Genomic DNA, 25,689 nt, shown 5'->3' on the forward strand with positions numbered 1-25,689 from the left:
ACTTTCTTAGTATAACACTTTCAGAACCATTGTCAATAGAAACGACTTGATTTTTTTACTTTTTTTGATAATATTTCCATACTTAGTCATTCTTTTTCTGAGAAAGGATATTAAATGAGCGAAATCACTTCATATAATAGACATTTCTATAAAAGGGGACCAATTTTATCTTTGAAAACTTAAAAAAGTCTTTTCTTATCCTCTAAAATGGCTTGGCAAGTGCATTTTTTGCGAAAAAAGGGTATGATAGTTACATCATGAAAAAGTAGGGTTTTTATATGAAAATTGTCCTTGTTGGTGGAGGGAAAGTCGGTTTCGCCCTCTGCCGTTCACTGGTTGCAGAAAAACACGACGTTGTCCTCATCGAACAAGATGAGGCTGTTCTCGATCATATTGTCAGTCGCTTTGATATCATGGGACTCCTTGGAAATGGAGCAGACTTTGCTATCTTAGAGCAAGCCGGCGTTCAAGAGTGTGATATCTTTATCGCTCTAACGGAACACGATGAGGTGAATATGATTTCAGCAGTACTTGCTAAAAAAATGGGCGCTAAAGAAACCATCGTTCGAGTGCGAAATCCTGAATACTCCAATGCCTATTTCAAAGAAAAAAATATTCTTGGATTCTCACTTATCGTTAACCCAGAACTCCTAGCCGCCCGTGCTATCTCAAATATCATTGATTTTCCGAATGCACTCTCAGTTGAGCGGTTCTCAGGGGGAAGGGTCAACCTGATGGAGTTTGTTGTCAAAGATTCCAGTGGTCTCTGTCAAATGCCAATCTCAGATTTTCGTAAAAAATTTGGCAATATTATTGTCTGCGCTATGGAACGAGACCATCAACTTATGATTCCGAGCGGTGATATCACCATTCAGGATAGAGATAGAATTTTTGTTACTGGGAATCGTGTGGATATGATGCTCTTCCATAACTATTTCAAATCACGTGCAGTGAAAAGCTTACTCATCGTTGGTGCTGGAAAAATCGCTTATTACCTACTTGGCATTTTAAAAGATAGCCGTATTGACACTAAAGTTATCGAGATTAATCCTGAGAGAGCTCGTCTCTTCAGTGAAAAATTTCCAAATCTCTATATCGTACAGGGAGATGGAACTGCCAAAGATATCTTGCTTGAGGAAAGTGCTCCCAACTATGATGCAGTTGCAACTTTGACTGGGGTTGATGAGGAAAACATCATTACCTCTATGTTCTTAGACCGTGTTGGTGTCCATAAGAATATCACCAAGGTGAATCGAACTAGCCTTTTAGAGATTATCCATGCACCTGATTTTTCAAGTATCATCACACCCAAAAGCATTGCAGTGGATACCATTATGCACTTTATCCGTGGTCGAGTAAACGCTCAATACTCAGACCTTCAAGCCATGCACCATCTAGCAAACGGTCAAATTGAAACTCTTCAATTTCAAATCAAGGAAGCTAATAAAATGACTGCCAAACCTCTTTCACATCTGAAATTGAAGAAAGGGGTTCTCATCGCAGCCATTATCCGAAAAGGAAAAACAATCTTCCCTACTGGAGAGGATAGACTTGAGGTAGGAGATCAGTTACTCGTGACGACCTTACTACCAAATATCACCAAGATTTATGATCTGATTGAGAGGTAAAAGATGAATAAAAGTATGATTCGTTACCTCCTCTCAAAACTTCTCTTGATTGAGGCGGTTCTCCTCCTAGTACCCGTTAGCGTAGCAACCTATTATCAAGAATCCAGCCAAGTATTTACAGCTCTCTTTACAACAATTGGGATTTTGATACTTCTTGGTAGCTTGGGAATTTTACGGAAACCCAAAAATCAGCGAATTTATACAAAGGAGGGAGTCTTAATCGTCGCCCTCTGTTGGATTCTATGGTCTTTCTTTGGAGCACTTCCCTTTGTCTTTTCAGGACAAATCCCAAGTGTCATCGATGCCTTCTTTGAAATCAGTTCTGGTTTTACAACTACAGGAGCGACCATTCTGACAGATGTCTCAGTTCTCAGCCGTTCCCTCCTCTTCTGGCGAAGTTTCACTCACTTGATTGGAGGGATGGGGGTACTCGTCTTCGCGCTTGCCATTATGGACAATGCCAAGAATAGTCACTTAGAGGTGATGAAGGCTGAGGTCCCTGGGCCTGTCTTTGGCAAGGTTGTATCCAAACTGAAAAATACTGCCCAGATCCTCTATCTGCTTTATTTAGGGCTCTTCTCACTTTTTGTAGTCATCTACTATCTAGCTGGTATGCCTCTATTTGATAGCTTTGTCATCGCTATGGGAACGGCAGGAACCGGAGGCTTCACCGTCTATAACGACGGAATTGCCCACTATGGCAGCTCACTCATCACCTATCTCGTCAGTATCGGAGTTCTGGTTTTTGGGGTCAACTTTAATCTCTACTACTACCTCATGCTCCGTCGAGTTAAGGCTTTCTTTGGTGATGAAGAACTACGAGCATATATAATCATTGTCCTAGTTTCTACCGGCTTAATTACTCTCAATACGCTCCATCTCTACCAAGTTGTCTCTAAGAGCTTTGAAATGGCTCTCTTCCAGGTTTCCAATATCATCACAACAACTGGTTTTGGTTATGGAGATATTACCAACTGGCCCCTCTTCTCCCAATTTATCCTCCTCTTCCTCATGGGAATCGGCGGCTCTGCTGGATCAACCGCAGGTGGACTCAAAGTTATCAGAGGGCTCATCCTTTCAAAAATTGCAAAAAATCAGATCTTGTCCATCTTATCTCCTCATCGCGTATTAACTCTACATGTCAATAAAACTGTGATTGATAAGGATACCCAGCACAAGGTCCTAAAATATTTTGTCATTTATGTGATGATTTTACTGTCACTTATCTTCATTGTCAGTCTAGATAGCAATGATTTTCTAGTTGTTACCAGTGCTGTCTTCAGTTGTTTCAATAACATCGGACCTATTCTAGGTACAACTTCTAGTTTTGCTATCTTTAGTCCCATCTCTAAAATCCTTCTCTCATTTGCAATGATTGCAGGTCGTCTAGAGATTTATCCCATTTTGCTTCTCTTTATGAAACGTACCTGGTCCAAACGCTAATCACAATAAAGCTCCCCTTTTACAAGCTAGTGAAAGGGGAATTTTTCTATTAAAAATGAGAAGACCTTTCGGTCCTCCCTTAATCTGTTTATTTTTTAAGAGCTTCCTTGTAACGAGCAAGTTCTGCTTGATTGGCCCAAACATAGTGACCTGGACGAATTTCCACCATAGACGGCTTGTCTGTCTCATAGTCATGTTGGCTAGGATCATAGACTTTCAAGACCTTCTTACGTTCCAAGATTGGATCTGGAATCGGTACAGCAGATAGAAGTGCTTGAGTGTACGGATGAACAGGATTGTTAAACAACTCCTCTGTCTCCGCTACTTCAACGATAACACCCTTATAGATAACTGCGATACGATCTGAGATAAAGCGAACAACTGACAAGTCATGCGCGATAAAGAGATAGGTCAAGCCCAATTCTTTTTGAAACTTCTTGAGCAAGTTCAAGACTTGCGCACGAACAGACACGTCCAAGGCTGAAATTGGCTCATCCGCAATAACGAAATCAGGTTCCATTACAAGAGCACGGGCAATCCCAATACGTTGACGTTGACCACCAGAAAACTCGTGTGGGTAACGAGTCAAGTGCTCTTTCAAAAGACCAACTTCATGAATCATCTTTTGAACTTTTTCTTTTCGCTCTTCTTCGTCTTTGAACAAGTGGTAGTTGTAAAGACCTTCAGAGATGATATAGTCAACTGTCGCACGTTCATTTAAACTGGCTGCAGGGTCTTGGAAAATCATCTGGATACGGCGGATCAACTCTGAAGATTCCTTGTGAGATTTTTTCCCATTGATCTTATGACCATCAAAGATGATTTCACCTTTACTAGTATTATTTAGACCAATAATAGCACGGCCAATCGTTGTTTTCCCACTACCAGACTCACCAACAAGAGAGAAAGTTTCTCCCTTGTTGATAAAGAAGTTAGCGTTTTTAACGGCAACAAACTTCTTACTTCCTTCACCGAAGGAAATTTCTAAATCTTTAATTTCTACTAATTTTTCAGACATTTCCTTCCTCCTAGTCTTCTAGATGAGCAAAGCCCATTTTATCACGAATTTTATCATGTAAATCTGCGATGATTTCTGGTTTTTCAACCTTAGGAGCATTCTCATGAAGCAACCAAGTCTTAGCCCAGTGAGTATCAGTGACTGAAAACTGAGGTGCTTTCTGTTCAAAGTCAATTTGCATCGCATAATCTGAACGAAGGGCAAAGGCATCACCCTTCAACTCCGTATAAAGAGACGGCGGTGTTCCTGGGATAGAGTACAATTCCCCTTTATCATCAGCGAGCTGTGGCAAGCTAGACAAGAGACTCCAAGTATATGGATGACGTGGGTCGTAGAAGACTTCCTCAACAGTACCGTATTCTACAATTTCACCAGCATACATAACCGCTACCTTATCCGCAATACTTGCTACCACACCAAGATCATGGGTGATAAAGATAATGGTGAAGTGGTACTCATCTTGCAAAGTTTTAAGCAAATCAATGATTTGCGCTTGAATGGTTACGTCAAGGGCCGTTGTTGGCTCGTCACAGATCAAGATATCTGGACGACATGCAAGGGCAATCGCAATAACGATACGTTGACGCATCCCTCCAGAATATTGGAAAGGATACTCATCAAAACGTTTTTCAGCGTCTGGAATTCCGACCTTGTTCATATAGTCGATTGCCATTTCTTTGGCTTCCTTAGCTGTTTTCCCTTGGTGTTTAACGATAACTTCTGTGATTTGGCTACCGATTGTATTGATTGGGTCCAAACTTGTCATTGGGTCTTGGAAGATGGTCGCAATTTTAGCACCACGGATTTTCTCCCATTCTTTGTTCGAAGTCAAAGCTGTCAAGTCTTGTCCACGATAGTCTATGCTTCCTTGGGCAATGCGTCCATTATCTTCTAACATCCCTGTAAAGGTTTTTGTTAATACAGATTTACCAGAACCAGACTCACCTACCAAGGCAAGAACTTCTCCTTCAATCAGTTCTAGAGAAACACCTCTGATAGCTGTTAGAACTTTGTCACGAACGTCAAATTCCACGACGATATCGCGAGCAGTCAAAATTACATTACTTTCTTTTGTCATGTCTACTCCTATCTATGTGTACGTGGATCACTAGCATCCGCTAAGTTCTGACCAACAACGAATAGAGATAGGGATACCAAAATCAAAGTTGTCAATGGAATCCAGAACAAGTACGCGTTGGTCGTAACGTTTTGTGAGTAATCTGAGATCAAACGTCCCAAACTTGGCACTGTTACAGGCAATCCCAATCCAAAGAAAGAAAGGAATGCCTCATAAGAGATAAAGCTTGGCAACATCAAGGTCATCGTAGAAACAATAACAGATACCAATTGTGGCATGATGTTTTTCACGATAATCTTAAAGGTTGGTGTTCCAAGTGTTTGAGAAGCAAGGTTGTATTCCAAGTCACGGTAACGCATGATTTGAATACGAATTGAATAAGCAATACCAATCCAAGTCGTCACACTCATAGCGAAGATCAAATTCCAGAAACCAGCACCAATTGAATAAGTCAAGACGATAACAATCAAGAGAGATGGAATGTTTGAAATAATGTTATAAACTTCCATCATGACGCGGTCAACAGATTTTGAAATTCCCCAAATTCCACCAACAATAACCCCGATCACAAGGTTGATAAAAGTAGCAATTACAGAAATGAGGATAGAATTACGCGCACCAAACCAAACTCCATCAAACAAGGATTTACCATTGCTATCAGTACCAAACCAGTGTTCGGCATTGGGCTTAATAAAACGAGCGTTAAAGTCATTAACCTTACTTACATCGTTAAAATCAAAGTCTGAAAACATCGGATAGATAAAACTCATCAAAATAATAGCTACCAATATTCCCAACATAATGACTGTTGATTTTTTCTTTAAAAACTGTCTAAATACAGAGCCCCAGTAAGAGTAGGCAGGAGCATCAATCGTTTCAGAGGCAAAATCATCACGTTTTACAAACTGAAATTTTTCTTTATCAATTGTTGACATTATTTGCCTCCTTTCTCTGTCAATTTAATACGTGGGTCAAGCATAGTCATCCAGATATCTCCTACAAAGAGTGAGAAGATAGAAATACATGTAAAGATGAAGACGAGACCAACTACCATTGAGTTATTTGATGCCTTAACAGAGTCAATCAACATTTTACCCATACCTGGGAAGGCGAAGACTGTTTCTGTCAATGTTGCACCACCAATAACCCCGATTACGGCTCCTGGAATACCTGAAACCAAAGGAACCATGGCATTTTTAAAGACGTGTTTATTTGAAATTTCTTTTTCAGATAAACCTTTTGCACGAGCAAAACGGACGAAGTCTTGAGATTGCAAATCAATCATATAACGACGAATCCAGATTGCTGTACTTGGTGCTCCCAGCAAACCTAGAATGACTGCTGGCAAGACATAGGAACGCCAATCTCCAGCACCTAGGATAGGGAATGAGTCTGGAAGACCAATAGATGATCCAATCAAACGCACGATATAAACCAAGGCAATCGTTGGAAGGGCAAGCAAGAAGGTTAGAGCACCTGTTGAGAAGCTGTCAATCCAAGTATTCTTGTGGCGAGCCATAGCAGATCCGAGAGGAATCGCAATAGCATAAGAAATAATCAAACCAATCAAACCAGCAACAGCTGAGCTTGCAATCATAGATGGATATTGGTAGTTACTTTCTGTAGCTGTATATGGATCGTCCTTACCATAGTTAGCTATTTCACGCGCATCTGCTTGACTTGGAGATTTGTAGGTACGAGAGTAAATATCTACAGACGAAGTCTTTTTACCAGTAGGGAATTGAACTTCTGATGTCTTAGTTTGTCCTTGACCTTGTGTGATAACTTGAAGCACTGGCGTGTTCGCATAAGTTGGGTAAGAGTCACCCAAGTTAATGTTCACAAAGTTTTGGTGTACAAACGGGAATTGATTGTTGAAATACAAAAGGTATTTATGTTTAGTACCTGAACCAACCAATGACCAACCGATAGCAGGGTCATTTTCAAAACGAAGATAACGTTCCAAGTTTGGATTTTCAGGGTCTTGAATCTTGTTTGTATGATCAATATCAAGTAAGTTCGCATAGAATTTGAAAACACGTTCAAAAATCGGAATTTCACGCGTAGCATAGAACTGACCACTCTCTGAAAAGACACCTAACGTCCAACCATTACCGAGTTGGTTGATGTATTTTTCGTAGATTGCCTTGTTGGTATCATTGGCATCTACTGTTACAGATGAGTCCATCGTGCTAGCTTTTTCTTGCAACTCCTTAGTATCGTAGTACTCGATATAGCCCATACGTTCATAAACGGTATTCTCATAATTATCCCGCTTATCTGGAGTCGTTGCAATCTTGTTGTAGTTGGTATCCTGCTTGAAAATCAGTTTCCGAGGAACCATCGTATAGATAATCGTGTAGGTCAAGGTTGTCACCAAGAAAATAGACAACAATGAGCGCAAGACACGCATAAAAATATATTTTTTCATATCGTTTCCTTTTAAAATCCCAAAAGAACCTTCTCCTCATGGAGAGAAAGTTCTCTTGAGAGTTATTTATTTAACGTGATTCGTCAATTCTTTTTGAACTTTTTCGTTTGATTCTTTTTTCTCTTTGAGCCATTTCTCACGAGCTTGTTCATAGTCAGCTTTGGTTACAACCTTATCTTGTAACTGAATATACTTGAAGTATACATCTGAACCTTTATCTCCAGATTGGCTGTATGATGCAGAGAATGGTACAACACGAGAAATGATTGGTGCAGCACCACTTGATGACATAGCTGGCAAGAAGAGTGAACTATCTGTCAACCAAGCTTGGGCAGCCGCGTATTTTTCATAACGAACATTCAAGTCACTTGTTTCTTTTCCTGCTTCATCAACTAACTTATCGTATTCTTTCAAACCAACTTGAGCTGCTGCAGCATTATCTGCACCTTCATAACCCATGTATGTTTTAGTTTGTTCAGCATTCGTTGTCTTCAAGATATCAAGGTAAGTTGATGGATCTTCATAGTCTGGGTTCCATCCAACAGCACCTGAGAGATCCCAATCTTCTGCCGCAGCGCTTGCTGCATAGTATGTAATATTCTGTAGTTCATCTGTAGTGATTTGTTGGATATCGATGACTACGTTTTCTTCTCCAAGTACTGTCTCAACGGATTGTTTGAAGGATTGAATACGTGCGATATAGTTTTTAGATGTTTGGTCTACTGGGATATCCAAGTGGATAGGGAATTTCACACCTTCTGCTTCCAATGCTGTTTTAGCTTTCGCAAATTCTGCTTTGGCTTTATCGGCGTTGAAAAGTCCATCTTGACCATCCGCAAAGCTTACATTCTTCCATTCATCACCGTAAGCAGCCATCTTTTCAGTTACCAAGTCACCGAAAGTTTTTTCGCCTGCAGAGACAAAGTCTGGTTTCACAAAGAGGTTACGAACTGCAAGAGGAGCGCCTTCCTTACCATTAATTTGTGCTGAGTAAGAAGTACGGTCAAAGGCAAAGTTCAAAGCCTGACGGAAGTCCTTGTTAAGAAGGGCTTTCTTAGTAGAAGTCTTCTCTTCATCAGTTGTCTTAGAAGTGTATTTGTAACCTTGACGGTCAATATTTACACCCAAACCACCAATACCTGGACCTGATGGAGTGTAGTAGATATTGTCTTTGTATGTTTCTTCTACCTTAGAGTAGTTTGAACTTGTTGGGAAGAGACGGGCATAGCTATAAGCCCCACTTGTAAAGTTACGTTCAATTGATTCTTGATCAGAACCATCATAGTAAGCAAGTGTTACTTTATCAAGATGAACATTGTCTTTGTCCCAATAGTTTTCATTCTTCACAAATTCGATAGATGACTTAGCAGTCAAACCTCTCAGCAAGAATGGTCCATTGTAAAGCAATGATGTAGGGTCAGTCGCTTTACCAAAATCAGATCCTTTTGATTTTTCAAATTCTTCGTTCAATGGCCAGAAGATTGAGTAGGCCAGCTTAGAGTTCCAGTATGGTTCTGGTTTGTTCAAAGTGTATTCAAGGGTATAATCATCAACTGCTTTTACACCGACTGAAGCAAAATCTTTATTGTTTCCAGCTATATAGTCAGCTAGACCTTTAACTGAATCTTCTGCTAGATACTTAGCTGCTGATTTATTGTCAGCTGCGTGTTTCAAACCATTTACAAAGTCTTTGGCTGTTACTTCAGCATACTCTTCGCCATCAGATGTCATCCATTTGACACCTTTACGAATCTTGTAGGTATAAGTCAAACCATCTTTTGAAACGGACCAGTCTTCTGCAACTGCAGGAACTAAATTCCCATACTTGTCGTTTGTGAAAAGACCGTCGATACCATTTGAAGTGGCGACCTTAGTACTTTGTTTCCCTGAAATGAGGTAATCCAACGTTTCTGGGTCAGCTGTATAAACATAGCCATAATTTTTTGGCGCTGTTGAATCAGATGATTTTGAAGAACCGCAAGCAGCTAGTACTCCTGCTGCTAATAAAGCAACACCTGCTGCAACAAATACTCTACTTTTTTTCATGTTTTTAACTCCTCTTGAAAAATTTAGGCTTATTGGAAATTATAACATATATTTTTTAAAAAGTAAACGAATTTTCAGAATATTTAGGCGCATTTCCTCAAAAAACTTCTATTTGTCAAAATTTTTGCATTCTTTATTTGTTTCTGCAAGAAATACTTTCTAGTCTGACCCTCTTTAGAATGGGATTTTTACAAGCTTTTTCTCACTTCTTCGATCATCATCTGTTTTCCTAAATTGGATTTTAGAATAAGAAACTATTGACGGGAAATGATTTTCAAGGTATAATAATAAACGTTGAGGCGGTATAGCCAAGTGGTAAGGCACGGCTCTGCAAAAGCTTGATCGTCGGTTCAAATCCGTCTACCGCCTTTCAGTACCTGAATTAACAGGAATTAACCAAATGAAAAGCTCGTAAAACCGGGCTTTTTTAGTATTCCTAATAAATGGGGTATAACTGAACCTACCATCTAGATTTACAAAAAGCAGTGACTCAAGTCACTGCTTTATTCTGTTTCTTCTTCAGTCTCTATTTCAGTGATTTGGACTTTTACCTTGGTAACACGTCCGTTTTTCACCTTGTCATTGGTTAGGATGATTTGTTTGTTTTGGCTGACCAATTCATAACTGAGTTTTTCAGTCGTTGGAATCATTCCCACACCCGTCAAATAATAACCGGCGATGGTATCAACATCATCACTTTCCAGTTCCACATCAAAGTAGTCATTAAAATCATTAAGATTCATGGTACCTTGAACGATATAGGTGTCTTCTCCTATTTGATGGACTTCAATTTCAGCCTTGTCAGTCTCATCATCAATCTCACCAACAATTTCTTCTAAGAGGTCTTCCAGAGTTACCAAACCAGCCATTCCACCGTATTCATCTAGTAAGATGGCCATTTGATTTTGGGTATTTCGAAGTTCTTTAAGAAGATCGTCCACAAAGATAGTCTCAGGAACAAACAGTGGCGTTTGGAGAATTCGTTTCCAGACAATATTGTCAAAGCCATCCACAAAAGCGGCATTCAACAAGCGCTTAGTGTGAATCAAACCAATAACATTATCCTTATCCCCATCATAAACAGGGATACGTGAAAAATTTTGCTTTAAAATACTCTCGATAATCGTTTGACTGTCATCCTGAATATCTACCATAAAGGCATCTGTTCGAGGCACCATTAGCTCACGAGCCATTAGTTCATCTAAAGAAAAGACTCCCTGTAGCATTTCAATCTCATCTGCATCCAGTGTTTCTTCACTATTGGTAAGCATATACTCAATTTCATCACGTGTCATCTTTTCATCAGCATCATCAAAGGTCATTGGCGTCACACGGCTCAATAGATTCGTTGAGGCTGACAAAAGCCAAACAAAGGGACTGACAATTTTCCCCAAACCAATAATGACTGGCGCTGTTCGGATAGCCAAGGTATCTTTCAGATTTAGAGCAATTCTCTTGGGATAGAGTTCCCCAAAAACAATGGAAATATAGGTCAAAAACGCTAAAGATAGAAAACTTGCAATAGCGGAAGCTGTTTCACTGTTCCCTATCCAAGATGCAATTTCGCGTCCTAGAGTCTCCGCTAAACTGGCCCCTGACAAGATGGTAATTAACGTGATACCAACTTGAATCGTTGATAAAAAGTGGTTAGGATTTTCAAGTACCTTTAACAAACGGATGTAACGTTTGTCTCCCTCTTCTGCCTTTTGCTCTACTCGGGAACGGTTTAGTGACACCATTGCCATCTCAGTGGCTGAGAAAAAAGCATTTAACAAGGTCAAGATAAATAATAATACAAACTGTAGCAACAAATTCTGACTGCTCGGGTCTTCCATAGTCCTTCTCCTAAAATAGTATCTTGTGTTTCATTATATCATAAAATTCTTCAGGATTCACATTATTTTTCATTTAAACAACAACTCCCCTGCCTCTAGAGGACAAAGGAGCTGTTTTATATAGTATCCATTGTTTCTAATTCGTCACTGTCACTTGACCTGTTCGATAATCAAGCTGGATTCCCTTTTGAACATTGGGGATTAGGACATTGAACTCCAATTCGCCATCCGAAGATTTGGCTTCAATTTGTGAAGCGGATGGAATGAGATCTTCATTTGTCGCATAGTGGAGCGTCACCCGATAACGGACCCTCTTATTTTGGTCCAAGGCTTTTCTGACCAAACTCTCATAGTAGTTCTGACCTGTCGAATCCTCAGCCTGCGCTTGGTTCGCCCAAGCTGTCTGGACTGCAATGTTCTTGGGGTTGCTGGTAGAGGCATCAAAACCATCCAAACCACCTATCAAGGCATAGCCCAGCAGGTGTCCTCTATCAACTGCATGTGTGTAAGCCCCCTTTAGATTCTTAACTTGATGCCATCCTGGTGGCGTCCAAGAGGTGGAGCCGTTGCCTGTTTCTTCACGATTCTTATACTGCCGAGTCGCTTTGGATAAGATGGCATTGGCAACAGTTGGAACTGTTTCTTTTCCCACTGTCTTTGTCTTATTATCCGCATAGGGTTTGCTTGAAACCTTGGCATCTAGATTGGTTTTATTGCCATTGACAACAAAGGCCCCTGCTCCATTCCACTCGATCCCCCCCTTGATTTGGTTTTTGATTGACTCAGTTAAGACACTTTCAGACAGCTCCTGACTGGGAGCTTCTGAAGCTTGTTTTTTCTGACTAACCTTAGTTCGAGGGCTATTTGGTGCCGACTGCATCTGCTTGATGTAGTAGCTTCCAGCAGCCAAGAGTAAGAATAGAAGTAACCCTATCAGAGCTTGTCTTGTTTTTTTGTCCATTTTTCTCCTTATTTCTTTAGAAAAAGACTGGTCTCCCAGTCTAATTTCCTGTAAATTTGCTAATCAATTCCTGCCACTTTGCCGGAGACAATATTGCCCATGGATCCTGTCCCTTTCCTAGGATGCCATAGCCTACCATCAAGCCGATTCCTAAAGCAAGGAAACCTATCAAGAGAACAATAAAAATCAACAGTAGGCGGCGGAGTACATAGCGTAAGTTTTTATTCTTCTTCATCATTTGCCTCAATTCGCTGAATCTTCGCTCCTAACTGAGCTAACTTCTCATGGAAGCGGTAATAACCTCTATCAAGGTGGACTAGTTTGCCGACAACTGTTTCTCCTTGCGCCACCAAACCTGTCAAAATTAAAGCCGCACTAGCGCGAAGGTCCGTTGATAGAACTTCTGCCCCCTGTAAAGCCTGTCCCCCAACAATACGAGCTGTATCACGGATAATCTCTGAATGCAAGCCCATACGGCGCATTTCCTCTAAGTGTTGGAAGCGATTCTCAAACACCGTTTCCACCATGGTGGATTCCCCTTTTGCGACTGTCATCAAAGCTGTAAATTGTGCCTGCATATCTGTTGGAAATCCTGGATGTGGTAAGGTTTTTACATGAACAGCCTTGAGATTTTCAAGTTGAGAACGAACACGGATACCTTCTGACTCCTCTGTCACTTCAACACCCATCTCAAGTAGTTTTGAAATCAAGGGACGATTGTGTTCCCAGACTGCATCACGAACGAGGACATCTCCACCAGTCATAGCTGCTGCTACCATAAAGGTTCCAGCTTCAATACGGTCCTGTACTACAGTATGAGTCGTACCATGGAGGTCCTCGACACCAGTCACTGTGATTGTTTCGGTACCAGCTCCCTTGACCTTGGCTCCCATTTCATTAAGGAAGATAGCGAGATCAACAATTTCTGGCTCACGCGCAGCATTTTCAATCACTGTCACACCATCAGCTAGAGTTGCTGCCATCATCAGGTTTTGTGTTGCGCCAACACTTGGGAAGTCCATGTAGATATGAGCGCCATGCAAGTGATCTGCCTTGGCTTCGATGTAACCAGCTGTCTGAGTGATTTTAGCCCCCATAGCTTCCAAACCTTTGAGGTGGAGGTCGATCGGACGACTCCCGATAGTGCATCCCCCTGGCATGGATACCTTGGCATGACCTACACGAGCAAGGATTGGTCCCAAGACAACGATGGATGCTCGCATCTTGCTGACATATTTATAAGGAGCTTCCTCCGTGATATCACCAGTCGCATCAACCTCGACAACATGAGCTTCCTCATCAAAGTCCACCTTGGCATTCAGACCACGAACTACTTGATTCATGGTGAACACATCTGACAAGATTGGGACATTTTGTAAGACTGTCTTACCCTTGCTTGCTAGAATAGTCGCTGCCAATAAAGGTAAGGCTGCATTCTTTGCTCCCTCGATCGTCACACTCCCAACCAGACGATTATCTCCGCCTTGAACCACAATTTTTTCCATAGTTATTTCCTTTACTTTTGATTTTATAATAGTCCTCTAAGTGCTTCTTGCCACAGTTGGTATAAACTGATAAAGAATGAACTCAAGATGTAGCCCATCACAATACTAAAGAAGCCTACCAACAAACGAACCTTTTTTGTGTTAGTAGCGGTCACTTTTAAAACCTTTTCCCATCTCACAAGATCCTTCAAAAGGTAAAAACTCAAATAAATAAAGAGTATATGACTACTTAGAGTGAATAATAATTGAACCATTTGACTATTATACCATCTTATCGGCTTGCGCGCTAGTTTTCAATTTTTCTACAAATTAGGGATTGTTTTTAAGGTAATCAATTGCATCCTGCAAAGTCTTAACGGGGACGATTTTCATCTCTGTTTTGATCGTTTTAGCAGCTTCTAGGGCTGTTTCATAGTTGCTTTTCGCATTGGGATCTGCTTTTTTTGCTTCCTCGGTGACTGGATTGTCAGGAGCAAAAAAGATGTTGGCTCCCTCACGAGAGGCTGCCACCACTTTTTTGTCAATTCCACCAATATCGCCAACATTTCCATCACGATCAATAGTTCCCGTTCCCGCAACGACGCGGCCATTACGAAGTCCTGGATCTGCTATCTGGGTGTAAATAGCGAGACTAAACATGAGACCGGCACTTGGCCCGCCGATACCAGCTGTTGAAAAGCGAATGGGAACGTCACTGGTCACTTCCGTACGGTCAATCAAACCAATCCCAATCCCGTTTTTCCCGTTTTCGAGAGTGATAATTTTACCTTCTGCAGACTTGACTTTTCCGTCTTCCTCATAGGTTACCTTGACCGTATCTCCTAATTGTTGAGAATTAACATAGTCGACCAAGTCTTTTGAACTGTCAAATGTTTTGTCATTAACAGCCGTCACGGTGTCTGCTATGTTCAGAATGCCCTTAAAAGTTGAATTGTCCGTCACGGTCAAGACATAAACTCCCAGATACTTGAGTTCGATATCCTTTCCAGCCGTCTTCAATCCTTGATACTTGGCCATGTTTTGAGAAGTTTGCATGTAGAACTGATTGATCCGCATAAATTCTGCATCAGTAGAGCCACCCGTAGTCTCCTTGGCACTTCTAATATCCGTGAAAGGTGTTAACCAAGCATAGATAAGATGTGATAGGGTTGCGTGTCGAATACCGACTGTTACAAACTGGTAAGCTCCTGCTTCTGTATCTTCTGTTTCATTGACTTTTAAAACTTGACGAATATCTTCCGATCCACCTGGAACTTCTATGTAGTAGGGTAAAGGTACTACAAAAGCTAAAAAAGTCACTACTAGTGCTAGGATGACATATAAGGGCCATCTAGTTTTTTTCTTCATGTTCTAATTCCTCCACAACACTGTTTGGGACATATTGCTGAATCTCCTGACCAAACTTCAGAAGTTCTCTCACGGCTGAAGAGCTAATATAAAGATGCTCTGGGCGACTATATAGGTAAATGGTTTCGATTTCTGGAGCCAGTTGATGATTATAGTAGTCAAAGCTAGACTCGTATTGCAAGTCTGTGGCATTCCGCAAGCCACGAACAAGGGTCTTAGCACCCAGTCTTCTTGCAACATCGACGACTAGCTGGTCATGAGAAGCTAGGACCTCTACATTATCTAAATGCGCCACAGCTTTTTTGACTGCCCGTTTGCGATTTTCAACAGGGAAAAAACCTTGTTTGTGGGGATTGTAGAACACCCCGACATAGAGCTTATCAAAGAGTCTGCTGGCACGTTCAATGATATCCAGATGTCCATTTGTCATCGGATCAAATGAACCGGTAAATAATCCAATTTTATCTGACATAGACTGTCACCTTACTAATCCCATATATTTTTTCCTTCCAGATGCCTAAGCAGGCGATTTCTTCTGGAAGTTCTACAGACTTATCGGTTTCGCAGACAACCATGATTTCCTCGGAAAATAGGTTTCTTTCTGCCATTTTCTCGATATCTGCAACGATTTGTTCCTTGGCATAGGGAGGGTCTAAAAAGACCAGGTCAAAGGGACCATTCACTTGCTCCAAGGCCCGTTCAGCCTCCATCTTTATGAGCTGAAATTTGGAAACTTCCTTGGTCATTTGGATATTTTCAGCGATGATAGCTTGTGCCTTTCGATCCCGTTCCACTAAGACAGCATGGGACATCCCTCTTGACACAGCTTCAATAGACAGACCGCCACTGCCAGCATAGAGATCCAAGACACGACCACCCTCAAAATAGGGACCTATCATGTTAAAGATAGCTCCACGCACCTTATCCGATGTCGGCCTCGTCGTCTTGCCTTCTAGCGTCTTGAGGGGGCGCCCTCCGTAGATTCCTGATACGATTTTCATACCGTTTATTATACCAAATTATAGGCAAAAAGAGAAAGAAAACCGAACCTTGCGGTTCGATTCTCTACAAGATATTTTCGTACGTATCGCGGACTTCTTGAGGCCAAACACTGGTCTGAACTTCTCCAATGTGTTTCTTACGAAGAAGGAACATGGCCATCCGAGACTGTCCGATACCCCCACCGATTGTCAATGGGAAAAGGCCGTTAAGCAGGGCTTTATGCCATTCCAGCTCGAGACGATCTTCGTCTCCGGTAAGAGCCACTTGGCGACGAAGGGTATCCTCATCTACCCGAATCCCCATAGAAGAAAGTTCAAAGGCACAACCAAGAGATTCGTTCCAAACGAGAATATCGCCATTCAACCCCTTGTAGCCATTTTCAGACTCTGTTATCCAGTCATCGTAGTCAGGTGCGCGGCCGTCATGAGGTTTGCCATCAGGCAACTCGCCACCGATACCAATCAAGAAGACTGCACCAAACTCTTTACAGATCGCATTTTCACGCTCTTTCGGTGTTAGGTCTGGATAGCGTTCCACCAACTCTTCTGTATGGATGAAGGTGATTTGCTTTGGCAAGATGGATTCGATATCGTAGCGTGCTTCTACGGCTAGCTCTGTCAGACGAATAGCCTTGTAAATCTTCTCGACGGTTTCTTTGAGATAAGCGATATTACGTTGACCATTTGGAATCACTTTTTCCCAGTCCCACTGGTCTACATATACAGAGTGAGTCGCATCAAGCGAATCTTCGTCTGGACGAAGGGCCTTCATATGGACAAAAAGACCTTCACCCTCACCGAAACCAAACCGAGCCAAGGTGTGGCGCTTCCATTTGGCAAGTGAGTGAACGACTTCATAAGTTTCATCTGGAATCTGCAAAACCTTGACAGATACTGGATTTTCGACACCTGACAGGTTGTCCTGCATCCCATCCCCGACCTTGCTCAAGATAGGACCTTGAACTTCAACAACTTCTAACTTATCTTTCAAATACTGGGTAAAAGTGTTCTTCACAAAGGAAATTTCTTCTTGTTGATGAATAAAACTTTTCTTCATAAACAGCTCCTCAAAAATTAGTTAAAAGCATTATACACCTATTTCCAAGAAAAGAAAAGAGTAAATAAGAAAAAGTCAGTGCTCTTTTGAACACTGACTCTGACATTCATTAATCGTTTCGACCAAAGATTCGTAAGATGCTAAGGAAGAGGTTGATAAAGTCTAGGTAGATGCTAAGCGCCATTGAGATGACCCATCCTGTCGCTACTTGTCCTCGTGACTGCTCATAAACATAGCGAATCTTTTGGTTGTCCCAAGCAATCAAACCTGAGAAGACCAAGACCATGGCAATACTAATCATGTAGTCAAAGAAGCTATTGGCTAAAAATAGATTCACAACCATGGCAATGATGAGACCAACAAGCGCTGCCATCAAAGCTCGTCCCATTCCACTCAAATCCTTCTTGGTGAAAATTCCGATTGCCGCCATGACAAAGAAAAGAAGGGCACTGGATACAAAGGCTGATAAGACGGTCCCAGGTGTATAGAAGGCTACGACAAAACTGAGCGTAAATCCATTTAAAACAGAATAAACTAAAAATACTGGGAGAGCTGCTGGGCTATTTTTTGCAGCCATGCTACTTGCAACAAAGACTAGAGCAAGTTCTGCAAAAGTTGCAATCATCAACCAGAGACGGCCATGCATTAAAAAGTAGACCAATTGGGCCTGAAAGACTGTCAACATCAAAGCTGACACCAGAGCCGATAGACCAATCCCAAGTCCCACAAAGGCATAAACCTTAGCGTAAAATTGATTGAGACCTGAACGTTCTTGAATAATCGTTTGATTCATTCTGATTCTCCTTTTTCTATAAATATGTCTTGATTATAACAAAGATTTTATAAATTAGCTGAAATAAAACATCAAAATGCCTGCTGCAACTGCCACGTTGAGACTTTCTGCCCGACCTTTCATGCCAATATGAACCAGCTGATCAGCACTCTCAGCTATGACAGAACTAATCCCCTGTCCTTCATTTCCCATGACTAAAACAAAGTTCTCTAGTGAAGAAAGCTCACGATAATCCTTTGAATCTATCGATAAGGTCGTTGCCAGAATGGGCATAGCAGTCTTCTTAGTCTCTTCTATAAAGGAAGCAAGAGACATCCGATAGATGGGTAAATGAAAATGACTGCCTTGCATGGAACGCAGAGTCTTAAGACTGTAGATATCTGCTGACTTGTCTGAAACAATGACTCCTGTAAAACCTGCTGCATCCGCCGTCCGAATCATGGTACCCACATTGCCAGGATCTTGGACATCTTCTAAAAATAGAAACTTACCCTGATGGAGATCAGGCAGTCCCACTTCTTCTTTTTGAATCACTGCAACAATCCCTTGAGGAGTTTGCGTATCTGCCAAATCTAGCAAAATCTCCTCTGAAACCCAGACTGTTTGAGGAAAAGCCGCTAGCTGATCTCGGTAACTTTCTAGGGCAAAAATCTTCTCAATCGTCACTCCTGCTTGAACAGCTTCTTCAAACAAGTGCCAGCCCTCGATCAAATAAACAGACTTTCGATATTTTTTTTGATGTAATTTCTTGGTATTTTTTACCACAGAATTGGCTTTTGAGGTTATAATAGTCATAGAAATATTATAACACAATCAAAGGGGTTTGGTATGCAAAAGGTTAGAATGATTGCCCAAGGCAGGGTGCAGGGTGTTGGTTTTCGTTGGGGTGTTTATACTTTAGCTCTTGAAATCGGTGGCATCACTGGTCGTGTCTGGAATAACGACGATGGCACAGTGGAAATTCTTGCTCAGGCAGACTCCTCTGCCACTATGGCAAAATTTATCCAAGAAATCCGAAAAGGTCCGACACCTTTTTCAAAAGTTACCTATCTAGATGTACAAATGAGCAACTTTTCATCCTATTCGGACTTCAAAGTCGCAAATTAGGTCTCTAGAACTATTGTATATTTTACAAAAAAACAGTAGAATAGAAAGGTATAATTTTTAAAGAAGGAATGAAAACATTGAAATCTATTAAACGTTTTGCCCTCTCTGCTATGGGAGTGGCTATGCTACTCGTCTTGACAGGCTGTGTCCAAGTAGACAAAGCAACAGGTAAGCCAATTGGTCCCGTTTGGGATTTCTTGGGTGCTCCGATGGGAGAAGCTATCAAGTACTTCGCTACTGATAAAGGTCTAGGCTTCGGGGTCGCTATCATTATCGTAACCATTATCGTGCGCTTGATTATCTTGCCACTTGGTATCTACCAGTCATGGAAGGCGACACTTCACTCTGAAAAGATGAACGCCCTCAAACACGTACTCGAACCACACCAAACACGTCTCAAAGAAGCAACAACTCAGGAAGAAAAACTTGAGGCTCAACAAGCTCTCTTTGCCGCTCAGAAAGAACACGGTATCAGCATGTTTGGTGGTGTAGGATGTTTCCCTATCCTCATTCAAATGCCTTTCTTCTCTGCTATCTACTTTGCAGCCCAACATACTGAAGGGGTTGCTCAAGCAAGCTACCTAGGAATTCCTCTAGGTTCACCAAGTATGCTCCTCGTAGCCTTTGCTGGTGTCCTCTACTACCTCCAATCAATTCTCTCACTTCATGGAGTAGAAGACGAGATGCAAAGAGAACAACTTAAGAAAATGATCTACATGAGCCCTCTCATGATTGTCGTCTTCTCCTTCTTCTCACCAGCCAGTGTGACGCTTTACTGGGTTGTCGGTGGTTTCATGATGATTCTCCAACAGTTCATCGTTAACTATGTTGTTCGTCCAAAACTTCGCAAAAAAGTTCGTGAAGAATTTGCCAAAAATCCACCAAAAGCAAGTTCATTTTCAACTGGAGGCGGACGCAAAGATGTCACTCCAAACCAAGCAACTGCGATCATGACCAATAAGAAACATAAAAAACGCAATGCTGGTAAACAACATTCTAGAAAATAAGAAAAAGGCTTAGCTGAAAGGCTAGGCTTTTTATGCATCACAAAAGCCCGATGTCTCCATCAGGCTTCTTTTTTATCCATGAACACGTTTCATGTAATCTTGGTAACTTTCTGTATCCATCAATTCCTTGGCATTCTTGACACGGTCTGCTGTTGGAGGTTTGACCCCTTCAAGCGAATAAGGAATCCCAAGTTCACGCCACTTGAATTCTCCCATCGTATGATAAGGTAGGATTTCAAACTTGTCAACGTTTTTGAGGGTTTTGACGAATTTTCCGAGTTCGATCAAGTCATCATCTCTGTCTGTTAATCCCGGAACCAGCACATGGCGAATCCAAACAGGCTTCCCGATATCTGATAGGTACTGGGCACAGGCCAAGATGTTTTTATTGGTTTGGCTTGTGACAATCTTATGCTGTTCTTCGTTGATTTCCTTGATATCCAGAAGAACCAAGTCTGTCACCGCCATGAGTTTATTAAACTTTTCGAGATAACGTGGTTTATTACGGAATGGAAGGGCACAGGTATCCAAGGTACAGTGGATTCCTTTTTCCTTGGCCTTGGTAAAGAGGGCAATCAAGAAATCAATCTGCAAGAGGGCTTCTCCTCCACTGACAGTGATTCCTCCTTTGTCTCCCCAGAATCCACGGTAGCGAAGGGCTTCTGACAAAACATCGTCTACTGTCCGTCTTCGTGATTTATTGGTCTCCATAGCCCATGTATCGGGGTTATGGCAGTACTGGCAACGCATCTGACAGCCCTGCAAAAAGACAATAAAACGAATCCCAGGGCCATCTACCGCCCCAAAACTCTCTGTCGAATGCACCATTCCTGTCACTTGTCCATAGTCAATTGTTTCTTCAGACATATCGTCACCTTCCTTGAAACCGTTTTATAGTTTTATTATATCACGAGTAAGGTGAAAAACAAGGTTTTTTTGTCTATTTTTTAGAAAGCAATCTGTTTTTCACTTTCATTTTCAATTTCTTTTAATGATCCGATTCAAAATCAAAACCATACAAGGTTGCGAAATAGTCCTCAGGACGCTCTGCACGGCGGATTTGGCGAGCTTTCCTTTCCTCGGTATAGAGGATTTCTGCAGAACGCAGTTTGGCATTGTACTGGTAACCCATGGAGAATCCATGTGCACCTGTATCATGAATCACCAGCAAATCACCTATTTCTGTATGAGGTAGTTCGCGATTGATGGCAAATTTATCATTGTTCTCACAGAGCGATCCAACCACATCTACGACCTCAACAGGGCCGTCTGGATGAGTGAGGTTGGTGATATGGTGGTAGGCACCGTACATGGCTGGGCGCATGAGATTGACTGCTGAGGCATCCACACCCAGATAGGTACGGTAGGTTTTCTTTTTATGGGTGACTTTGGTAACGAGAACCCCGTGAGGTGCCAGCATAAAGCGGCCTAATTCAGTAAAAATCTTGACCTGACCAAGCCCTGCCGGCGTGAGGACTTCTTCATAAACCTTACGCACACCCTCACCAATCATTGCAATATCATTTGGCTCCTGGTCTGGGCGGTAGTTGACTCCGATCCCACCTGAAAGATTGATAAAGTCTAGTGAAATGCCCAATTTTTCTTTAATTTCCACAGCTAATTCAAAGAGCTGACGGGCCAACTCTGGATAGTAGAAATGGGTCACGGTATTGGATGCTAGGAAAGAGTGAATCCCAAAAGTCTTGGCTCCTTTTTCCTTCAAGATAGCAAAGGCTTCAAAGAGTTGATCCTTGGTCATACCAAACTTGGCTTCCCCAGGATTGTCCATAATGTCTGTTCCTAATTCAAAGACTCCGCCTGGATTGTAACGACAAGAGATGATTTCTGGAATGCCTGCCGCTCGCTCCAGATGCTCAATGTCTTCAAAGGCATCCAAGTTAATGGTCGCACCTAATTCATGGGCATAAGCGTACTCTTGGTCTGGCGTATTGTTTGATGAGAACATGATCTCAGAACCGGGGAAATCCAGTTTATGGCTCATCAAAAGCTCCACGTAACTAGAACAGTCCACACCGCAACCTTCCTCTTGGAGGATTTTCAAGATGGCTGGGGTTGGAGTGGCCTTGACTGCAAAATATTCCTTAAAGCCCTTGTTCCAGGAAAAGGCCTTGTTGACGGCTCTTGCTTTTTCACGAATCCCCTTCTCATCATACAAGTGGAAGGGAGTCGGGAACTCGGAAACAATCGTTTCTAAATCTTCACGGCTGATAAATGGTGTTTTCATAAGCATCCTTCTATTCTGTTTGCAAAGAAAGGCTGGGACAATCGTTCCAACCTTTAGTTCTATCTCTTATTTGTCTTCGTCAAAGATATTTCCAATCTCAACATCGATGGATTGGTTCTTAACATCAATATTGGTTACTTTCAAGAGTGACTTGTAATCAAACTGCTTCTCACGTTCTTCTTGGGCATTGTCTGCAAAGACTGCAACACCAGCTAGTTCAGAGTCGAACTCACGCAAGAGACTAATCATCCCGTTGACAGTTCCGCCGCCTTTCAAGAAGTCATCCACGATCAAGACACGACTGCCTGCCTTGAGGCTGCGTTTTGAAAGGAACATCTTCTCGATACGGTCACCGCTGGAACCTGAAACATAGTTGACGCTGACAGTTGAACCTTCGGTAATTTTCAAGTCACGGCGCACAATGACAAAAGGAACATTGAGGACATTGGCAACTGCATTTGCGAGTGGCACACCTTTTGTTGCTACTGTCATAACGGCATCGATTTTTTGGTCCATAAAGCTCTTGGCAATGATACGCCCAATATTTTTCAAAATAGCAGGTGTACTAAGCAAATCAGACAGGTAGATGTAGCCACCTGGCAAGATACGGTCACTTTCTGAAAGTTTGTCACGCAAGTCTGCGATCATTTCTTTGGCTTCATGACTCGAGATTGATGGTGTAAAGATAACGCCACCACCTGCTCCCGTCACAGTCTGAATATGACCGATTTCAATTTCCTCAAAGGCACGCTTGATAATCACGATGTCCTCTGAAATCGATGATTTAGCAGATTCGTACTTTTCTGCAAAGGTGTTGAGACTTGTTAGTTTGTATGGATTATTAATCAAATAGTTGGAAATGACAACCATCCGATCACTTCTTCTTAATTTCATTTTTATTTACCATTCCATTTAATTTTGATATTTTATCCATTATACCATATTCACATAAAAAAACGAACATTATTGCGTAAAAAATGCTCGTTTTTCTTAAATTATTAATCTAAATCTGGTTTATAGAAGGAACGATTGTCCATAGCGAAGATTTTATTGGTCATCTCTCCTTTGTCCACCAAAGCTAGAGCTGTTGACATCATCATCATGCTGGCATCTAGATTGTCAATCATATGGATAATCTCTGCCTCCATGATACGTGGACGAACTGGACTTCCATACTCTAGTAAGCCATGATGACTGAGGATGACATGGCGTAGTAGCACCACTTCTTCCCTAGTATCATCGATGCCGAGTTCCATGACTGTCTTGGTAATTTCACTATCGATCAGGGCGATATGCCCAAGGAGATTGCCTCGAACTGTGTACTCCGTCTGGTCTGGTCCCGTCAACTCAATGACTTTGGCCAAATCATGCAGCATAATCCCAGCATAGAGCAGGCTCTTATTGAGCTGAGGATAGATCTCACTAATGGCATCTGCCAAGCGCACCATGGTCGCCGTATGATAGGCTAAACCTGTTTCAAAGGCATGGTGGTTGGTCTTGGCAGCTGGATAGGAGTAGAATTCCTTATCATACTTGGTGTAGAGACTACGAACGATACGCTGCCAGACAGGATTTTCAATCTTGAAAATCATTTGCGACATGTAGTCACGGATTTCCTTGACATCGACTGGTGACTTGACCTTGAAGTCAGCTGGATCGTTGGGTTCCCCAGGCTGAGGCAAGCGAAGCGTGATTTGATTGACTTGAGGAGTATTATTATAAACTTCTCTGCGCCCTTTCATATGGACAACTTTCCCAGCGGTAAAGGCCTCAACGTTATGAGGTTGGGCATCCCAGAGTTTCCCTTCAATCTCGCCACTATCGTCTTGGAAGGTAAAGGCTAGGTAATTTTTCCCAGCACGCGTCTGTCTCAGGTCAGCTGACTTAATCAGGTAAAAACCTTCAAACAGCTCATCTTTTTTCATGTGACTAATCTTCATATTCTTCCTCATCTTCTTGGAAATGGAGTAGATCAAGCGCAGGCTCACCTTCTGATAACTCAATGTGACGGAGCGTCCGCTCGATAGCTGTGGTACGACGGTTTAATAATTCATCAATATTGCCAGAGGCATGTTGGAGATGCTTTTGCGCCTTGACCAGAATGCCTCCGAACTTGCCAAACTCAGTCTTGACGCTGGCAAGAGTCTTGCTGATATGGTCAGCACTCTTTTGGATATTGAGAGTTTTAAAGCCAACTGATAGAGAGTTAAGCAGGGCTGATAGGGTACTTGGACCTGCGACAATAATCTGCTCCTTCCGCCTCAAATCATCAAAGAAGACCGGATTGCGAACAATTTCTGAATAAAGACCTTCTGTCGGAACAAACAAGACTCCAAAATTGGTCGTCCGAGGCGGCGCTATGTACTTGCTCTTGATATCCTTGGCAAAACGTTTGACGCTTGCTAAAAGTGACTTGCGACAACGTTCAATCTCGTCCTTATCGCCTGCTTCATAAGCTTCTTCTAAGCGGTAATAATCCGCCAGTGGAAACTTGGAGTCAATCGGCAAATAGACATATTCCTGGCCACCCTGTCCGGGCAGTTTGATGGCATACTCTACTCGCTCGCTGGAGTTTTCAACCGTTGCAAATTCTCGTTCGTACTGGGCAGGCGTCATGATGTCTTCGATGATTTGCCCCAGTTGCAATTCTCCCAGAATCCCTCGCGTCTTGGTCCCAGAGAGAACCTTGTTAAGAGCGCCAACATCGCGGGCAACTGTCTGCATCTCTCCAAGACCACGGTTGACCGACTCCAGTTGCTTAGAAACTGTCTCGAAGGAAGCCTGCAAGCGCGTCTGCAAGGTCTTTTCTAGTTTTTCCTCGACTGTTTGGCGCATTTGTTCTAGGCGTTGCTCATTTGATTCCTGCAGGGCTTGAAGGCGTTGGTCGGTCTTGTCTCTGGTTTGAAGGAGATTCTCGTTCATCTCCTGTCTAACTTGAGTCAGGCCTTGGTGCAACTCCATTCGCACCTCTTGCAAACGGTCGCTGACAGCCACTTCTAAGTCTTTTTGGTCTAACTGGCTCGCTTGTCTGGCTTGTTCAAAGCGGTAATCCAGTTGATCTGAAAGATTGTCTGCCTGATCCTCCAAGCTCTTGGCTAGGTACTTGTCTTGCTTATCCTGCCTTTGCCAAATGAGAAAGTGTCCAGCTAGGTTGGCAATTAATAATAGTAGTAATACAGTCTCCATC

The 25,689-nt window shown here is 42.1% G+C and carries 25 protein-coding genes and 1 tRNA gene; 5 read left to right on the forward strand and 21 right to left on the reverse strand.

The genetic code is table 11. The features are described from left to right. Window positions 1-278: 278 nt before the first annotated feature. Window positions 279-1,628: a Trk system potassium transporter TrkA gene (gene trkA / locus KIH88_RS08105; protein ID WP_000706802.1), complete on the forward strand. Its 1,350-nt coding sequence runs from the start codon at window positions 279-281 to the stop codon at window positions 1,626-1,628. 3 nt (window positions 1,629-1,631) lie between these two features. Then, window positions 1,632-3,071 (forward strand): TrkH family potassium uptake protein, encoded by a 1,440-nt coding sequence (locus KIH88_RS08110; RefSeq protein WP_213988828.1) that lies wholly within the window; start codon window positions 1,632-1,634, stop codon window positions 3,069-3,071. Between the two features lie 88 nt (window positions 3,072-3,159). On the opposite strand, the gene KIH88_RS08115 is transcribed toward KIH88_RS08110, so the two are convergent. The 5 genes from KIH88_RS08115 to KIH88_RS08135 form a co-directional block, all read right to left on the reverse strand. Next, window positions 3,160-4,089: an ATP-binding cassette domain-containing protein gene (locus KIH88_RS08115; protein WP_001291313.1), complete on the reverse strand. Its 930-nt coding sequence runs from the start codon at window positions 4,087-4,089 to the stop codon at window positions 3,160-3,162. 10 nt (window positions 4,090-4,099) lie between these two features. Further along, window positions 4,100-5,167, reverse strand: a complete 1,068-nt coding sequence (locus tag KIH88_RS08120) for an ABC transporter ATP-binding protein (protein WP_000159802.1) — start codon at window positions 5,165-5,167, stop codon at window positions 4,100-4,102. Between the two features lie 8 nt (window positions 5,168-5,175). Beyond that, window positions 5,176-6,102, reverse strand: coding sequence for an oligopeptide ABC transporter permease OppC (gene oppC, locus KIH88_RS08125; protein ID WP_213988829.1), 927 nt, complete (start codon window positions 6,100-6,102; stop codon window positions 5,176-5,178). Then, on the reverse strand, window positions 6,102-7,598 hold the full coding sequence (locus KIH88_RS08130) for an ABC transporter permease (protein WP_000759886.1): 1,497 nt from the start codon (window positions 7,596-7,598) through the stop codon (window positions 6,102-6,104). Before KIH88_RS08130 ends, oppC begins: the two co-directional genes overlap by 1 nt. 66 nt (window positions 7,599-7,664) lie before the next feature. Beyond that, window positions 7,665-9,644 (reverse strand): peptide ABC transporter substrate-binding protein, encoded by a 1,980-nt coding sequence (locus KIH88_RS08135; RefSeq protein ID WP_213988830.1) that lies wholly within the window; start codon window positions 9,642-9,644, stop codon window positions 7,665-7,667. 298 nt (window positions 9,645-9,942) lie between these two features. On the opposite strand from KIH88_RS08135, the gene KIH88_RS08140 reads away from it, so the two are divergent. Next, window positions 9,943-10,013, forward strand: a tRNA-Cys gene (locus tag KIH88_RS08140). Between the two features lie 134 nt (window positions 10,014-10,147). Here KIH88_RS08140 and KIH88_RS08145 read toward each other — a convergent pair. The 11 genes from KIH88_RS08145 to KIH88_RS08195 all read right to left on the reverse strand — a co-directional run bounded on the left by KIH88_RS08145 (window position 10,148) and on the right by KIH88_RS08195 (window position 18,938). Then, window positions 10,148-11,479 carry a hemolysin family protein gene (locus KIH88_RS08145; protein ID WP_061587979.1) on the reverse strand — a complete coding sequence of 444 codons (1,332 nt, stop codon included), beginning with the start codon at window positions 11,477-11,479 and terminating at the stop codon, window positions 10,148-10,150. A gap of 136 nt (window positions 11,480-11,615) precedes the next feature. Beyond that, window positions 11,616-12,440, reverse strand: coding sequence for a DNA/RNA non-specific endonuclease (locus KIH88_RS08150; RefSeq protein ID WP_061587980.1), 825 nt, complete (start codon window positions 12,438-12,440; stop codon window positions 11,616-11,618). A 40-nt stretch (window positions 12,441-12,480) separates the two neighbouring features. Continuing rightward, window positions 12,481-12,675 (reverse strand): DNA-directed RNA polymerase subunit beta, encoded by a 195-nt coding sequence (locus KIH88_RS08155; RefSeq protein WP_061415718.1) that lies wholly within the window; start codon window positions 12,673-12,675, stop codon window positions 12,481-12,483. Further along, window positions 12,662-13,945 carry a UDP-N-acetylglucosamine 1-carboxyvinyltransferase gene (murA, locus tag KIH88_RS08160; protein ID WP_061587981.1) on the reverse strand — a complete coding sequence of 428 codons (1,284 nt, stop codon included), beginning with the start codon at window positions 13,943-13,945 and terminating at the stop codon, window positions 12,662-12,664. The genes KIH88_RS08155 and murA overlap by 14 nt, the downstream gene beginning before the upstream one ends. Window positions 13,946-13,968: 23 nt before the next feature. Next, window positions 13,969-14,199 carry a DUF1146 family protein gene (locus tag KIH88_RS08165; RefSeq protein WP_002892633.1) on the reverse strand — a complete coding sequence of 77 codons (231 nt, stop codon included), beginning with the start codon at window positions 14,197-14,199 and terminating at the stop codon, window positions 13,969-13,971. 55 nt (window positions 14,200-14,254) lie between these two features. After that, complete coding sequence (locus tag KIH88_RS08170) at window positions 14,255-15,292, reverse strand: SepM family pheromone-processing serine protease (protein ID WP_213988831.1); 1,038 nt, start codon at window positions 15,290-15,292, stop codon at window positions 14,255-14,257. Next, complete coding sequence (gene coaD / locus KIH88_RS08175) at window positions 15,276-15,764, reverse strand: pantetheine-phosphate adenylyltransferase (RefSeq protein WP_061587983.1); 489 nt, start codon at window positions 15,762-15,764, stop codon at window positions 15,276-15,278. Before coaD ends, KIH88_RS08170 begins: the two co-directional genes overlap by 17 nt. Further along, window positions 15,754-16,293 (reverse strand): 16S rRNA (guanine(966)-N(2))-methyltransferase RsmD, encoded by a 540-nt coding sequence (rsmD, locus tag KIH88_RS08180; protein WP_045616481.1) that lies wholly within the window; start codon window positions 16,291-16,293, stop codon window positions 15,754-15,756. Before rsmD ends, coaD begins: the two co-directional genes overlap by 11 nt. Window positions 16,294-16,357: 64 nt before the next feature. Then, the gene (asnA, locus tag KIH88_RS08185; protein ID WP_213988832.1) at window positions 16,358-17,350 is read right to left on the reverse strand and encodes an aspartate--ammonia ligase; all 993 of its coding nucleotides are present in this window, start codon (window positions 17,348-17,350) and stop codon (window positions 16,358-16,360) included. Between the two features lie 109 nt (window positions 17,351-17,459). Beyond that, the gene (locus tag KIH88_RS08190; protein ID WP_001076863.1) at window positions 17,460-18,143 is read right to left on the reverse strand and encodes a Bax inhibitor-1/YccA family protein; all 684 of its coding nucleotides are present in this window, start codon (window positions 18,141-18,143) and stop codon (window positions 17,460-17,462) included. 54 nt (window positions 18,144-18,197) lie between these two features. Then, entirely contained in the window at window positions 18,198-18,938 is a 741-nt protein-coding gene (locus KIH88_RS08195; protein WP_213988833.1) for a TrmH family RNA methyltransferase, read from the reverse strand. Between the two features lie 33 nt (window positions 18,939-18,971). Here KIH88_RS08195 and KIH88_RS08200 point away from each other — a divergent pair, with 33 nt between their 5' ends. Both KIH88_RS08200 and yidC read left to right on the forward strand, forming a co-directional pair. After that, window positions 18,972-19,250 carry an acylphosphatase gene (locus KIH88_RS08200; RefSeq protein ID WP_001174620.1) on the forward strand — a complete coding sequence of 93 codons (279 nt, stop codon included), beginning with the start codon at window positions 18,972-18,974 and terminating at the stop codon, window positions 19,248-19,250. A gap of 77 nt (window positions 19,251-19,327) precedes the next feature. Next, complete coding sequence (yidC, locus tag KIH88_RS08205) at window positions 19,328-20,257, forward strand: membrane protein insertase YidC (RefSeq protein WP_049505220.1); 930 nt, start codon at window positions 19,328-19,330, stop codon at window positions 20,255-20,257. A 72-nt stretch (window positions 20,258-20,329) separates the two neighbouring features. On the opposite strand, the gene pflA is transcribed toward yidC, so the two are convergent. The 5 genes from pflA to rmuC all read right to left on the reverse strand — a co-directional run bounded on the left by pflA (window position 20,330) and on the right by rmuC (window position 25,688). Next, window positions 20,330-21,124 carry a pyruvate formate-lyase-activating protein gene (gene pflA / locus KIH88_RS08210; RefSeq protein ID WP_213988834.1) on the reverse strand — a complete coding sequence of 265 codons (795 nt, stop codon included), beginning with the start codon at window positions 21,122-21,124 and terminating at the stop codon, window positions 20,330-20,332. Window positions 21,125-21,245: 121 nt separating this feature from the next. Beyond that, complete coding sequence (locus tag KIH88_RS08215; RefSeq protein WP_084938906.1) at window positions 21,246-22,502, reverse strand: diaminopimelate decarboxylase; 1,257 nt, start codon at window positions 22,500-22,502, stop codon at window positions 21,246-21,248. Window positions 22,503-22,568: 66 nt separating this feature from the next. Continuing rightward, window positions 22,569-23,396 (reverse strand): pur operon repressor, encoded by an 828-nt coding sequence (gene purR, locus KIH88_RS08220; protein WP_002874197.1) that lies wholly within the window; start codon window positions 23,394-23,396, stop codon window positions 22,569-22,571. Window positions 23,397-23,500: 104 nt separating this feature from the next. Beyond that, entirely contained in the window at window positions 23,501-24,442 is a 942-nt protein-coding gene (locus tag KIH88_RS08225; RefSeq protein WP_084938907.1) for a 3'-5' exoribonuclease YhaM family protein, read from the reverse strand. After that, window positions 24,432-25,688, reverse strand: coding sequence for a DNA recombination protein RmuC (rmuC, locus tag KIH88_RS08230; RefSeq protein ID WP_162278917.1), 1,257 nt, complete (start codon window positions 25,686-25,688; stop codon window positions 24,432-24,434). Before rmuC ends, KIH88_RS08225 begins: the two co-directional genes overlap by 11 nt. Between the last annotated feature and the right edge of the window lies 1 nt (window position 25,689).

The sequence above is a fragment of the Streptococcus oralis genome (genome assembly GCF_018448765.2).
Classification (GTDB): domain Bacteria; phylum Bacillota; class Bacilli; order Lactobacillales; family Streptococcaceae; genus Streptococcus; species Streptococcus oralis_BM.